This window comes from Halorubrum lacusprofundi ATCC 49239 (assembly GCF_000022205.1).
GTDB lineage: Archaea > Halobacteriota > Halobacteria > Halobacteriales > Haloferacaceae > Halorubrum > Halorubrum lacusprofundi.
This window is the reverse complement of record NC_012029.1, coordinates 2,485,981-2,499,617: the sequence shown is the minus strand read 5'-3', so window position 1 is coordinate 2,499,617 and position 13,637 is coordinate 2,485,981. Positions and strand designations below refer to the sequence as shown.

Sequence of the window (13,637 nt, the reverse complement as noted above, 5' to 3'; positions counted from 1 at the left end):
ATCGAGCATCGCGTGGAGTTCAGTTCGACACCGCGTTCAGGAAGCCCTGCGTCGCGGCGTCGACGTTGTACGGTCCCGTGAACTCCGAAGAGATGACGTCGTTGAGCGCCGTCATCGTCTCGGAGGGGACGCCGAGGCCGTGCTGAAGGTTCGGCGGTCGGTACTCCGCGTTCGCGAAGTCCTCGGCCGTCTCCTGGAGGTACGGACCGAACTCCTCCATGCTCACGTCGGTCCGAGTCGGGATCGAGCCCTTGTACTGGTTGAACGCGATCTGGGCCTCCGGGCTGCCGGCGAACGCCTCCCAGGTCTTCGAGGCCTCGGGCGTCGGGTTGTCCGACGGGTAGAGGAACGAGTCGAAGTGGAGGGTGTACATTCCCTCGGTCCCGGGGAACGTCTTGAAGCCCCAGTCGTCTCCGTACTCGAAGTTCTCGGCGTTCCGGAACGCGCCCGCCGCCCAGTTACCTTGGTGGATAAACGCGGCGTCGCCGTTGATGATGTTCTGGTTCGACTGGGTCAGACCGATCGAAGCCGCGTCGTCACTGATATGGTTCTCCAGCATCTCTGCGGTCGTCTCGAACGCCGACCGGACGGCGCTCTCGTCGCCGTTACCCTCGAGGAAGTCCATATACGGCTGGTAGCCGTTGACGCCGAGCATCACGGCGCCCCACAGCTGCGTCGTCGTCCACGTCCCGGACATCCCGTGGGTCATCGGAATCGCGTCGGTCTCGCTGGAAACCGTCTCGAAGGCGTCGATGAGTGCCGAGGGGCTATTCAGCGAGTCGACATCGATCCCCGCGTCCTCGACGACGGAGACGTTGTAGAAGAGGCAGTTCAGTCGGTGGGAGCCGAGCGGCACGGCGCGGTAGCTGCCGTTCTGCTTGTGGAGCTCGACCGCCTCCTCGACCATCGCGTCCTCGAAGCCGTTCTCCTCCCAAACGTCGTCGACGCTGCCGAGGACCCCCTGATAGCGGAGGAGGTTCGGACCGGGCCAGCCGGCGAACGATCCCGGCGGATCGTCACTCTGGAGTCGGTTCGCGACGACTGCGTCGAGGTTCTGGTTGCCGCCGCCGCCGATGGGGTTCATCTCGAGGCCGACATCGGGGTGAACCTCGTTGAACGCTGCCTCCAATGCCTCGGCCGCGGCGGCGCCGTCGCCGCCGGTCCAGCCGTGGAGTACCTCGACAGGCTCACCGGAGCCGCCGTCGCTCCCGTCGGAGCCGTCGGAACCGTCACTGCCGTCACTGCCGTCGGAACCGTCACTGCCGTCGCCACCGCCGGAACAGCCGGCGATCCCCACGGTTGCGAGGGTACCGGCGCCGGCCACGTAGTGGCGACGCGTAAGGCGGTTGTTGTCGTCGGATCGGCTGTCGTGTGACATGTATAATGATGATCTCCCTCCCTATATTTAACGATTGATGTTCATTTACTCCGATTGTTAAAAATGTCTACACGCTAATCCTTGAACAGGCGCGCGATCAGCTATCTCACCTGGGGTGGTTGTCACGTATCACCTAGGAGAGTTGTCACGGCCACTGTTGGGACGCTGAAATGTCTACGTGTTGATGAGTTTGGGCGCTCGGTGTGAGAGCCGAGCACAGCGTAACCGGGGCCGGGCCGCCTGAGGCTCGACTATCCGGGGGTCGGACCGACCGATTCTTGAGCGCGTGGCCCGGAAGATGCGATATGGAGGGACCGCTGTGGATCGACGCGCACGCCCCGGCGCTCGATGAGATCCGTCAAGACGAGGCCCGCCAGCGGCTGGAGCGCGCGGTCGATGAGCCGATGAACCTCGTCGTGCAGGGGCCGCCCGGTGTCGGAAAGACGGCAGCGACGCGGGCGTTGACCCGGGTCGCCCACGAAACCCCCGACGCCGACCTGATCGAGATCAATGTCGCCGACTTCTTCGGCCGGACCAAAAAGGAGATCCGGAGCGATCCCCGCTTTGAGGGGTTCCTACAGGGTCGAAGCCGGATGGCGAAACGCGACATGATAAACCGGGTGCTGAAGGAGTCGGCGTCGTACGCGCCAATGTCGGGCGAGTACAAAACGGTCCTGTTGGACAACGCCGAAGCCATCCGCGAGGACTTCCAGCAGGCGCTCCGACGTGTGATGGAACAGCACCATCGTACCACACAGTTCGTGATCGCCACCCGACAGCCGTCGAAACTCATCGCGCCGATCCGCTCGCGATGTTTTCCGGTTCGCGTGCGTGCGCCGACAACCGACGAGACGATCGACGTCCTCGAAACGATCTGTGAGCGCGAGGGCGTCGACTACGACGGCAACGGGCTGGAGTTCGTCGCCAGCGCGGCCGGCGGCGATCTCCGAAAGGCGATCCTCTCGGCGCAGGCCACCGCGGCCGAGGGCGGCGAGATCACCATGTCGACCGCCTACGAGACGCTCGGCGAGGTCGGCGACGACGACGCGATCCGGGAGGCGCTCGCCGATGCCCGTGCCGGCGACTTCAAGGACGCTCGCTCGACCCTTGACGACCTGCTCGACGATGGTGGATACGACGGCGAGGAACTGCTGCGCGAGACCTTGCGAGTCGCCCGTGCCGGCTCCGAGTACGGCGGCGACGATCTCGCGCGGCTCCACGTCCTCGCCGGCGAGGCCGACCTCGATCTCGTCGACGGGCTCGACGACCGCACCCACCTCGTTCACCTGCTCTCGGCGTGGGCCGCGGGGCGCACCGAGCTCCGACCAGACCTCCGAGACCCCGTGGAGGCCTGACGATGGCCCGGAACCCCCCGCTCGCGACGGTCCTCCCGTTCGACGTCGTCGACGAAGCGTGGCGGCTGGCGCTCGCGCCCGCGCTCGCCGCCGCCGTGACGCTGCCGTTCTTGCCGCCGGTCGGGATCGGCCTGTTGGCGCTCGCGTTCGGCGTCCTCTGGTTCCACCGCGACCCCGACCGCTCGACGCCAGATGCCGAGGGGATTGTCGTCGCCCCCGCCGACGGAACTGTCTCGGTCGTCCGCAAGGAGGGCGAACGGCTCCGCGTTGGCGTGTTCATGAACGTCACCGACGTGCACGTGAATCGCGCGCCGCTCGCGGGCGAGGTCCGCGAGGTTCGGCACCGCCCCGGCGCGAATCGGCCCGCCTTCGACAAGGAGTCCGACCGCAACGAGCAGGTCGCGATCGACTTCGGCGAGTACGAACTGTTGGTCATCGCCGGCTGGTTCGCTCGCCGGATCCATCCCTCGGTCGAGCCCGGCGATGCCGTCGACCGCGGCGAGCGCGTGGGCCACGTCTCGTTCGGCTCGCGGGCAGACGTGATCCTCCCCGCCGATATCGACGAGACTGACCTCCTCGTGAGCGAGGGTGACGCGGTGCGCGCCGGCGAGACGATCATCGCCGAGCGGGACTGAGATCGCAGATTTTCTTCACCGAGCGCGAGCGTCCCCGGACGCCGGACGCGACCGCCTCAGACTCCCAGCGCGTCGGCCAGCTCGTGGATCGATTCGACTGTCATATCCGGATCGCCCGCAAACGGCTCCCACGGCGTCCCCTTCCGGTCGACGCGAACTGCCTGCATCCCCGCGTGCGACGCGCCCAACACATCGAACCAGCCCGCGGTGACGTGAACGATCTCGTCGATCGGTGTCCCGGTTCGGGCGGCGCCGTGGCGGTACAGCTCCGCCGCCGGCTTGAACGTCTCCACCTCGTCGGCGCTTATCGTCCCAGCGATGAGATCGCCGATACCGGCGTGTTCGACCATCGAATCGAGCATCTCCGGGTTTCCGTTCGAGAGCACGTACGGCTCGTAGCCGCCCTCCCGTAGGCGCTCGATCCCTGAGCGCACGTCGTCGAACACCTCCAGTTCGTGGTACACCGCGAGGATCTCGTCGCGTTCGGCGGACGACAGATCAACGTTGTGAGCCGCCAAGGCGTACGTCAGCGCGTCGCGGTTCATCTCGTAGAACGGCTGGTAGGCGTCGATCGCGTTCGCGACGAAGGTGTACGCCAGCGACCGCGACCGCCAGAGCCGCGACACCGGCTCCGGGTCGGGGACGCGCTCGGCGAGCGCCGCCTCGGCCGCCTCCACGTCGACGAGGGTGCTGTACGAGTCGAAGGTGACGGTCTGAACGCGGTCCGGATCGAGTGGCATTCGGTCGTCCCTTCGGCGCGCCGCGTTATCATACCCCGTGGTTCGCTCGATCGCAGATCGATTCCCTCCGGACGGTGATTTTTATAGGACGAACGGCCCCTGTTGGCGGATCGGTTCGCCGTGCGGCCGCCCGGAGACGGCGACGAAGCGAAGCCCATCTTCCTCGTCGCTCTCGACCGTCACGTCTCGTGCGTCCGCGTTCGGTAGCACGTCGCCTGCGCCGAACTCGCAGCGGATGTCGGCACCGGCACCGGCGGCTGCGTCGCCCTCCCTGACGGTCCCGCTCCCCTCGACGCCGTAGAGGAATCCGGACCACTCGTCGGGAATCTCCCACGTCCACGTATCGCTGACGTGAACGTCGAGATACTCCATCGGGGTGTGCAACTCGATCGGCGAGCCCTCGCCCACGACGGTCGTGACGGTCGCGCCGTCGAGTTCGGTCGTGGGGAGCTCCTCGGCGCTCGCGTCGACGTAGTCCGGATCCGCCTCCTTCTCCTCGCGCGGGAGGTTCACCCAGAGCTGGAGCCCGTTGCAGGCCTCGTCGTCGGCGGGGAACTCCGAGTGGCGGATGCCGCTCCCGGTCGTGATCCGCATCGCCTCGTTTTCGCGCGCGGTGTGCTCGACGCCGAGCGAGTCCGCGTGGTCCATCCCGCCCTCGATCATGTACGAGACGATCTCGAACCCCTTGTGCGGGTGCATCGGGAACCCCTTGTCGGGGTCGATGTAGAACCGCTCGAACAGCACGAACGGGTCGAGGTTGTCGGGATGGCCGTTCGTCGGGAACGCACGGTCGGAGTTCACGCCGGTTCCGTGCCGGACCGTCTCGCCGGAGAGCGGCTCGACGCTCGCGCCGCTCTCGTCTGGTGTCATATTCGATCTGACGAGTTCGGCACAGATAAGGCCCGCGTCGCCGGTAGTCAAAAACAACTAGATAATAAATATATTTGTTCCGATTATGGTTTAAAACGGATTTATGGGGGATTTCTGAGTCATTTGGAAAAGACAAACCTCTTACTGAAAAGTGCTACAGAGAACGCTCTTACCCGTCCCGAACATGGAAATGAATGTAGACATGAGCTACGAACTTGATCCGCTGCCGTACGATTACGACGCATTGGAGCCGCACATTTCCGAGCAGGTGCTCGAATGGCATCACGACACTCACCACCAGGGCTACGTGAACGGGTGGAACTCGGCCGAGGAGACGCTTGAGGCGAACCGCGACGCTGGAGACTTCTCATCGTCGGGCGGGGCGATCCGAAACGTGACCCATAATTCGTCGGGTCACATCCTGCACGATCTGTTCTGGCAGAACATGAGTCCGGAAGGCGGCGACGAGCCTGAAGGCGCACTTGCCGACCAGATCGAGGAGGACTTCGGCTCGTACGACGCCTGGAAGGGCGAGTTCGAGGCGGCGGCGTCCGCCGCGTCCGGCTGGGCGCTCTTAGTGTACGACACGTTCTCGAACCAGCTGCGGAACGTCGTGGTCGACAAGCACGACCAGGGCGCGATCTGGGGCGGCCACCCGATTCTCGCGCTGGACGTATGGGAACACTCCTACTACCACGACTACGGCCCGGCTCGTGGCGAGTTCGTCGACAACTTCTTCGAGGTCGTCGACTGGAACGAGCCCGCGACCCGCTACGAGCAGGCCGTCGAGCTGTTCGAGTAACGAACGTCGATCGATCGGTCGAAATTTGACCGATCCTACCGAGATATTCTACTGCCCGCCGGGTCGTTCGGCCCGCCCGGTGGACGCTTCTACTCCGCGAGTATCGTCCGCAACCTACTCAACCAGCGTCGTCTCCACCACATCGACCGACCCGTCGACGACCACGCGAAGCTCGTCGCCCCCGCAAGGAAGCGAGAGTTGGACCCGGAGTGGGTCCTCGGCAACGATCGTCGTCCGCTCGTCGCTCACGCACCAGTCGAACCCCCAGAACGGCTCGGTGTTCAGGTCGACGCCGCGCTCGGAGAAGAACAGCAGCGTCTCGGCGTGGTCCAAGAGGGTGACCCCGACCGTCGACCGCAGCCGGTAGTTACACCGCTGACAGACGTGTTCGACGGCGACGTCGAGATCCTCCTCGTCGGGGTCGCGGACGAGCGTCGTCTCGACCGCGCCGGTGCATTCGGGGCAAACTCCGTCCGCGGCCAGACAGTAGTGGTGGCGGACGTAGTGGTGGAACGCCTGCAGCAGCTCGTCGGTTGTGCGGTCGTCGAGCCCACCGGAGGGGAACGGGTAGCTCACCTGAATCGTGCCGCAGTCGGCACACCCCACGGTGAGCGTGTCGTCGACGTACCAGCCGTGGAGGTCGCCGTCGCAGTCGTAACACGACCCCTCGACCGGGAAGAACCCAACTTGCGCCCGATCGGTGAGGGTGCCGGTGAAGATCGCGCTGACGACCTTGCGGCCGGGGTACCGGAACTCGTAGCCGTCGTCGCTCCGCTTGACGAAGTGACCGGTGAGCTGTCGGAGGTGGTAGTTGAAGTTGGCGCTGTCGTCAATGTCGACCCGCTCGAAGAGATCGGTGAAGCTCACCGGCTCCTCGTCGGCGCCGAGTTCAAGGAGTGCGCGCAGGATGTCGACTCGAGTATCATTGCCGAGGGTGGCGAACACCTCCGCGGGGAGCACTCGGGACTCCGTCCGGAGGGCGGCCGTCAGGTCGTCGTCGGAGTCGATGTCCGACCCCGCGTCTGTCTCCGCCGCCGGCTCCGTTTCGGTCGCTGTGTCGGTCTCCGCACCCGCGTCCGCGCCGGCGGTTCGATCGAACTGACTCACACCGAATCCACGCGACACGACCGGATAAAACCCATCGAACGGGGCGTGATCACCGACCCAGCGCCGTTCGAACGTCGGGACGGTCCGACTTTCCCTTGTTAGGACTGCGACCGCCTGCACGGCCGGACCACCGGCGCGTCGATCACCGATTCCGGCACCACTCCGCCGCGGTCGACGATCCACCCGATCGCCTCCGCACCGAGCGCGACCGGCCCGTCGAGATTCGCGAGCCGAACCGCCGCCAGCGACGCCGCGAGGGGCGGGCCGTCGTACGCCGTAGGCTTCGCACCGGCGTCGGCGGGGCCGGCGCCCGGAACGACCGACAGCGCGTCGCGGAACGCCGGGTACACTTCACGAGCGAGCTCTCGACGGGCGTCTTGACGCCGATTCCGCAGCCGGTCCCGTAGTTCGAGGCGTCGTTCCCGGTCGTCGCGGGCGCTGGCCGCTCGCTTCCGGGCGTGTTGGAGTGCCTGCTCGGCCGCGATTCGCTCGCTCTGTGCGGCCGACAGCTCAGCGGCCGCCGACTCCAGATCGCCGAGGGCCTCGTCGGTCTCCGCCTCGACCTCTCGGCGCGCTTGCACGCCCCCGCGGAGGGCCGCAACGCGCTCTTTCAGTCGCTCTTCCTCGCCGCTCGCGGCTGCGACTTGGCGCCGGGCCGCGTCGAGATCGACCGATTCAATCTCGATCGACGCGATAGCGTCGCGGATCTCGATCAGTTCGCCCTCGATCGACGACGCCAGCCCAAGCGTCCGGGCCGCCGCCGCAAGTTCACGCCAGAGGCTCGTCTCCGTCGGGACGCGGCCGATCACGGCAGCCGGATCGGGGATGACCGGATCGGGAGTCGCCACGATATCGTCTTGTCCGTAGGTTTTGCCGTCGAGCCTGTCGGCCCGCTCCTCGCTTTTGGGCGCTTCGTCGGGTTCGTCCCGATTGCGCCGTCCGTCCGCACCGCTCACAGCTCGTTGCCTCGCATCGAGTCGGGATTGGGATGGTCGGTTCCAGCAGCAAACGCGGCGTACGGCGTCGACTTCGCGTTACGGTTCGCGTACGCGCCCGCGGCCTCGCGGACCGGTTTGTCGAGCGCGACAAACTCGTTAAACGGCTCCGTCTGTTCGATCTGTACGTCCCCGCCGTACGACTCGCGCAACCGGAGCGCGAGGAACGCGGCGTACACCGTCGCGTCGAGCAGTGCCGCCCGCCCGAACCGCCGAACGACCGTCTCTTCGTGACGGCGACACAGGTTTCGGAGGCCGGTGCGAGCCGCCGTCGAATACGTCACGACCAGCAGCACGAACGCGGTTGATCGACTCCGGAACTTATCGGTTCCGAACTGGTACGACGATCACACTCGTTCCACGTCGAATTCGGGGACAGAGTCGCCTCTTATCTTTGTCACATCTTCTAAACTATCGGGCCCGATGAGCGCGAGCACGCGTTCCCGCGCCGCGGGCGCCGAGGGTGCGACCACGATCGTTCCGTCGATCGGATCTTCGCCAACAGCGCGGAACACGTCGTCGTCGCCGTCGAACTCGGTGGCGTACGTCCGGAGGACCGCCGCCACGCGTCGCTCGGTGTCGGCGAGGTCGGCGTCGCCGTTCTCGAACGCACGGAGTGCATCCTCGACGTTCCGTATCGCGGAAATCCGGTCCATCTAGGTTGTCCGGAGGTGACCCTGCTGGGGCTCGTACACTTCGCCCTTCGTGCGGAGCTTCTCGATCTCGCGTTCGGCCTTCCCGGGGTCCATCCCAATCTCGCCGGCGCGGTCGAGCACCTCCTCGACGGGTGCGCCCTCCTGATACTCCTCCTCGATATCCGCGATGAGCCCCTTGATGTTCTTGATGCGGTCGCGCTGGCTCTTGGAGGTCCCTGTCTCGACCACGTCGGCGTCGAACTGCCCCGTCTCCGGGTCGACACCGATGTCCTTGAGACACGACTCGACGATGTCGGTCGCGCGGTCCGCGTCTATGCGCTCGACCGTGTCCGAGAGCCGGACCCGCGCGCTCGCCTCCGCAAGCCGCACCATTGCCTCCAGCTTCCGGGCGGTGACCGGGACCGGGGCGTCCTCGTCGGCGCCTTTCGAGCGCAGGTTGACGTAGAACTCCTCGATGAGATCCTTCGCCTCCTCCGTCATCGTCGGGTAACAGGAGCGTTTCGCGTGGGCGATGTACTTTCGGAGCAGCTCCGCGTCAATTTCCGGCGCGACCTCCTGTGTCACCTCCGCGACCTGTTCCGGCGTGAACTCCGAGCTCGCCAGCTCCTCGCGCTGCGTGTTGATCTCCCCGGCGTAGTTCGTCTTGATGATGTGTTTCGCCAGTCGGGAGTCGTGATCCGGATCCGGGCTGTCCGTCACCGTGAAGATGAGGTCGAACCGCGAGATGAGCGCGGGTTCGAGGTCGATCTGCTCGCCGATCGGCTCGTACTGATCGAACCGACCGTACTTGGGGTTCGCCGCGCCGAGGAGGGAACACCGCGCTTTCAGCGTCGCGTTGATCCCCGCCTTCGAGACGGAGATCTTCTGCTGTTCGAGCCCCTCGTGCATCGCAGAGCGGTCCGACGAATCCATTTTATCCAGCTCGTCGACTGCGGCGATTCCCTTGTCAGCGAGGACGAGAGCGCCGGCTTCGAGTGACCACTGCTGACCGTCGCCGAAGTCATCTCTTACAGCTGCGGCGGTAAGACCCGCAGCAGATGATCCCTTACCAGACGTATAAACTGATCTCGGTGCAATATTCTCTACGTAACTGATCATCTGGGACTTTCCAGTACCCGGATCTCCGATCAAGAGCATATGCAGATCCCCCCGGATCCGCGACCCGTCGGGAAGGTGTTTGGTGACACCCGAGAAGAGTTGGAGGATCATCGCGAGCTTCTCCTCCTCGTAGCCGTAGATGGCCGGGGCGATGGACTCGACCATCGCGTCGTAGATGTCCTCGCGGTTGGAGAGCTCGATGATCTCGCGTTTGTCCGCCTCGGTGATGTCCATGTCCTCGAACTCCTCGTCCTCGATGGCGATGGAGACGCCGTCCATGTACAGGTCGAAGATGGCGGACTTCTCGTTGCCCTGCTCGACCTGCTCGATGTGGAGGACGCCGACGCAGGTGACGTGGTCGCCGGGGCTCACCTTGCCGGTGATGTCGTCGACGATGTCGACGTCGATGTTCTGAGGCGTCTCGCCGCCGCGGAGCCCCTCGGGCGACTCCTGAATGCGGAGCTTCTGGGAGTCGACGAACTCCGACTGGTCGAAGTTGACGCGGAAGGGCCCCTGTCGCTCACAGCCCTGACACTCGTGGGGCTCTTGGAACCCGCCGTCGCTTTGGGGGATGTACGTTATCGTCCCGCAGCGCTGGCACTCGAAGGCGGCCTCGGTTACCTTCGGGCGAACGTCGGTCGCCTTACGGACGATGCCCTTGATCGAGACGAGCTTGCCGATGTGATCGTCGTGGACGCGAATTCCTCGGATGTCGATGCTCTCGGGGAGGTTTTCGATCCGGACGTGCGCGCGCCCGAGGCTGACGTCTGCGGGGAGATCGTAGAGCCGCAGCGCCTCCTCGGCGTACTCGCGCATCTGCTCCGGCTTCGTGCGGAAGTCCTCGGCGAGGTCGCGGTCGAACTGGTAGAGGTCGTCGTACTCGATGTACAGCGATCGCTGTTCGTTGGGGTATCGCTGCGCGAGGCCGCCGATTTCCTCGCGGTAGTAGTTACGGTAGAACTGAATGAACCGCTCCGTGAGGTCCTGATTCCCGGCCTGAGCCATTACGAAATCACTTCGTCGCCACCACGTATGAACCTCATGTTCGGAGCAGAGGCGAACTCGATGGCGGTCCGTTCGCGTTCGAGACGCGACCGCGCTAGGCCTTCGTCACGAACGTCGCGTCCGCGGAGGTGCGCCCCTCGTTGAAGGAGAGCACCTTGGCGCGGATCACGTCGCTTTCGCTGATGTCTCTCGGAATGTCTTGGGTGAAGAGGACAAACCCCTCGACTTTGCCGACGGCGACCTCTTTGCCCGAGTGGTGGTCGGTGAGTTCGGTGACGCCGAACTCGTACGTCTCGCCGATCGCGACCGGCGGTTCGCGCTTCTGGGCGGCGTCGTGGGCGCGCTTCGACTCGCGCGCCTCCGACGAGGGGGCGCGCAGACGGCGGACGGCGATCAGCAGGACGAGCAGGGCAATCACGGCGGCGGCACCGATGACGACTGGCGACGACGGTAACATACCGGGCGGTCGACCTGCGGTCACGTAAACACTCGGGGTCGGCGGTGGGGCCCGAACGCGACGGACGCGCTCGCCCGCACCGACCGCTCGGTCCGGCCGCCCGCATGAGAAACGCCTTTGCGCTTGAAGCCCCCCGTTCGACGTGATGCGAACGACTCTCGGTCGCCGTCGAGTCGCCCACGGGCGTGGTGCGGCGTGAAGGTCGCGGACGCGGTGCCGGAGTTCGCCGACGCCTTTGGGTTCGAGGAGTTCAACCGGATGCAGCGCGAGGCGCTGCCGGGAATCTTGGAGACCGACCACAACGTGGTCGCCTCCGCGCCGACAGCTTCCGGCAAGACCGCGCTCGCCGAGCTCGCGATCTGCAAGACGCTCTCAGAGAGCGGGACTGCGCTCTTCATCGCGCCGCTCCGCGCGCTCACCAATGAGAAGGAGAGCGAGTGGGAGCGGTTCGAGGATCTCGGCTACTCCGTGTACGTCGTCTCCGGCGAGCGCGACCTCAACCCCCGCCGTGCCGAGCGCGCGGACGTGCTCGTGACGACGCCCGAGAAGGCCGACAGCGCGACGCGCAAGCACGACTCCGGGCGGTACTCCTTCATCACTGACGTGGACTGCGTCGTCATCGACGAGGTCCACCTGCTCGATTCGGAAAAACGCGGCGCGGTGCTCGAAGTCACCGTCTCGCGGCTCCGCCGCCTACAGGACCCCCGCGTCGTCGCGCTCTCGGCGACGATGCCGAACATCGCGGATGTCGCCGAGTGGCTCGACGCGCCCGCGGAGACGACCTACGAGTTCGGCGACGAGTACCGCCCCGTCGACCTCGAAACCGGCGTGAAGACGTACTCGCACGGCTCGAACGCCTTCGCCGACAAGTACCGGCGGCTCTACCGCGCGCTCGATCTGGCCGAGCCGCACGTGCGAGAGGACGGGCAGGCGCTCGTGTTCGTCTCCTCGCGGCAGGACACGGTGCAGGCGGCCAAGAAGGCGCGCGACGAGATAACGGAACGGGACATCCCGATCGATTCGCGGGGCGACTACGACTTCCACAACGAGGCGAAGGAGCTCACCAACGACACCCTCCGGCAATCGGTCACCGACGGCGTCGGGTTCCACCACGCGGGGCTCGGGAAGGAGGACCGCGACCGCGTCGAAGAGTGGTTCAAGCAGGGGAAGATCAAGCTCCTCTTCTCGACGTCGACGCTGGCGTGGGGGGTGAACCTCCCGGCGCGCTGCGTCGTCATCCGCGACACGAAGTATCACGACCCGCTGGAGGGCGAGACCGACATCTCGCCGCTCGACGTGCTCCAGATGCTCGGGCGCGCGGGTCGCCCCGGCTACGACGACGTGGGGTACGGCTGGGTGGTCTGTGACCGCGCGGACGCCGACAAGTACCGCGCGCTACTGAGGGAGGGCAAGGAGATCGAGTCGCGGCTCGCCGCCGAACTCGAATCGCACCTCAACGCCGAGATCGCGATGGGCACCATCCGCGGGCTCGAAGACGTGATGGAGTGGTTGGAGACCACCTTCTACTACGTCCGCGCCGAGTCGAAGCCCGACGAGTACGAGTTCGCCACCCTCCGCGACCGCGTCCGCGACACCCTCGAATCGCTCGTCGACGACGGGTTCGTCGCGGCCGACGACGACCTCGCGATCGAGCCGACGGGACTCGGGCGGCTCGCCTCGAAGTACTACCTCCGGCTCGACACGGCCCGTCGCTTCCGGCGGCTCGCTGACCACGAGACGCTGACTGTCGATTCGGTGTTGGAGACCGTCGCGTCGGCCGGCGAGTTCGACTCGGTCTCCGCGCGCTCGGCCGAGTCGGACGCGATCGACCGGATCCTCGACGGTCGCGACACCGACTTAGAGGACGGCCACCGCAAGGTGTTCGCCATTCTGCTCGCCGGGATGGCCGACTCGATCCCCTCGGACCTACGCTCGGACGCGTGGGTTATCCGGCAGAACGCGCTCCGCCTGCTCGCCGCGCTCTCGGAGTTTCTCGACCGATTCGCCGGCCCCCGCGCCGCCAACCTCGCGTGCCGCGTCGAGGCGCGCGTCGAGCACGGCGTCTCGCGGGAGGCCGTCGCGCTCACCGCGATCGACGGGGTCGGCTCCGGCCGCGCCGAGCGCCTCGCGGACGCCGGGCTCACCTCTCCCGCCGCCGTCGTCGACGCCGGCGCCGGAGCGCTGGAAAACGCCGGCATGAGCGGTTCCGTCGCCGAGCGCATCGTCGACGCCGCCCGTGACTGCCCCCGGATCGACGTTGACTGGGGCGACTTCCCCGACGCGATCGCTGTCGGCGAAAACGAGATGTGCGAGGTCGCGGTCTCGACCGTCTCCGGGAGCGCCCGCACGGGGATCCGGGTCACCGTCAACGACGTGGAGATGACCGCGACGACGACGTACCTCGACGGCGAGACGACGGTCCCAGTCGGCGTGTTCGGTCCGCCCGACGCCGACGAACTGGAGTTCGTCGTCGAAGTCGTCTTCCCCGATCTCCCGCTGATGCCCGTCAAAGCGACGCGAACGGTTCGGGTGAAGTAGC

General features: G+C 66.1%; 13 protein-coding genes. 4 read left to right on the top strand and 9 right to left on the bottom strand.

Annotated features, from left to right (window positions below):
* Positions 1-19: 19 nt before the first annotated feature.
* Positions 20-1,378, bottom strand: coding sequence for an ABC transporter substrate-binding protein (locus HLAC_RS12505; RefSeq protein WP_015911205.1), 1,359 nt, complete (start codon positions 1,376-1,378; stop codon positions 20-22).
* Positions 1,379-1,683: 305 nt separating this feature from the next.
* On the opposite strand from HLAC_RS12505, the gene HLAC_RS12500 reads away from it, so the two are divergent.
* On the top strand, positions 1,684-2,733 hold the full coding sequence (locus tag HLAC_RS12500) for an AAA family ATPase (RefSeq protein ID WP_015911204.1): 1,050 nt from the start codon (positions 1,684-1,686) through the stop codon (positions 2,731-2,733).
* Positions 2,734-2,735: 2 nt separating this feature from the next.
* Positions 2,736-3,368: a protein sorting system archaetidylserine decarboxylase gene (locus HLAC_RS12495; RefSeq protein WP_015911203.1), complete on the top strand. Its 633-nt coding sequence runs from the start codon at positions 2,736-2,738 to the stop codon at positions 3,366-3,368.
* 56 nt (positions 3,369-3,424) lie between these two features.
* On the opposite strand, the gene HLAC_RS12490 is transcribed toward HLAC_RS12495, so the two are convergent.
* Entirely contained in the window at positions 3,425-4,108 is a 684-nt protein-coding gene (locus HLAC_RS12490) for a haloacid dehalogenase type II (RefSeq protein ID WP_015911202.1), read from the bottom strand.
* Between the two features lie 81 nt (positions 4,109-4,189).
* Positions 4,190-4,978, bottom strand: a complete 789-nt coding sequence (locus tag HLAC_RS12485; RefSeq protein ID WP_015911201.1) for a pirin family protein — start codon at positions 4,976-4,978, stop codon at positions 4,190-4,192.
* Between the two features lie 202 nt (positions 4,979-5,180).
* Here HLAC_RS12485 and sod point away from each other — a divergent pair, with 202 nt between their 5' ends.
* Positions 5,181-5,780, top strand: a complete 600-nt coding sequence (gene sod / locus HLAC_RS12480) for a superoxide dismutase (RefSeq protein WP_049933754.1) — start codon at positions 5,181-5,183, stop codon at positions 5,778-5,780.
* A gap of 114 nt (positions 5,781-5,894) precedes the next feature.
* Here sod and HLAC_RS12475 read toward each other — a convergent pair whose 3' ends face one another.
* The 6 genes from HLAC_RS12475 to HLAC_RS12450 all read right to left on the bottom strand — a co-directional run bounded on the left by HLAC_RS12475 (position 5,895) and on the right by HLAC_RS12450 (position 11,098).
* Positions 5,895-6,887, bottom strand: coding sequence for an ArsR/SmtB family transcription factor (locus HLAC_RS12475; RefSeq protein ID WP_015911199.1), 993 nt, complete (start codon positions 6,885-6,887; stop codon positions 5,895-5,897).
* Between the two features lie 98 nt (positions 6,888-6,985).
* Positions 6,986-7,843: a DUF7856 family protein gene (locus HLAC_RS12470; RefSeq protein ID WP_015911198.1), complete on the bottom strand. Its 858-nt coding sequence runs from the start codon at positions 7,841-7,843 to the stop codon at positions 6,986-6,988.
* Positions 7,840-8,178: a DUF7855 family protein gene (locus tag HLAC_RS12465; RefSeq protein ID WP_015911197.1), complete on the bottom strand. Its 339-nt coding sequence runs from the start codon at positions 8,176-8,178 to the stop codon at positions 7,840-7,842. The genes HLAC_RS12470 and HLAC_RS12465 overlap by 4 nt, the downstream gene beginning before the upstream one ends.
* Before the next feature lie 51 nt (positions 8,179-8,229).
* A complete protein-coding gene (locus tag HLAC_RS12460) occupies positions 8,230-8,538 on the bottom strand; it encodes a DUF7854 family protein (RefSeq protein WP_015911196.1) in 309 nt (102 codons plus the stop codon).
* Positions 8,539-10,641, bottom strand: coding sequence for a minichromosome maintenance protein MCM (locus tag HLAC_RS12455; RefSeq protein ID WP_015911195.1), 2,103 nt, complete (start codon positions 10,639-10,641; stop codon positions 8,539-8,541).
* Between the two features lie 94 nt (positions 10,642-10,735).
* Positions 10,736-11,098, bottom strand: a complete 363-nt coding sequence (locus tag HLAC_RS12450; protein WP_015911194.1) for a hypothetical protein — start codon at positions 11,096-11,098, stop codon at positions 10,736-10,738.
* A gap of 195 nt (positions 11,099-11,293) precedes the next feature.
* Between HLAC_RS12450 and HLAC_RS12445 the strand changes: the two genes are divergently transcribed.
* Positions 11,294-13,636, top strand: a complete 2,343-nt coding sequence (locus tag HLAC_RS12445) for a DEAD/DEAH box helicase (RefSeq protein ID WP_015911193.1) — start codon at positions 11,294-11,296, stop codon at positions 13,634-13,636.
* Position 13,637: the final 1 nt, after the last annotated feature.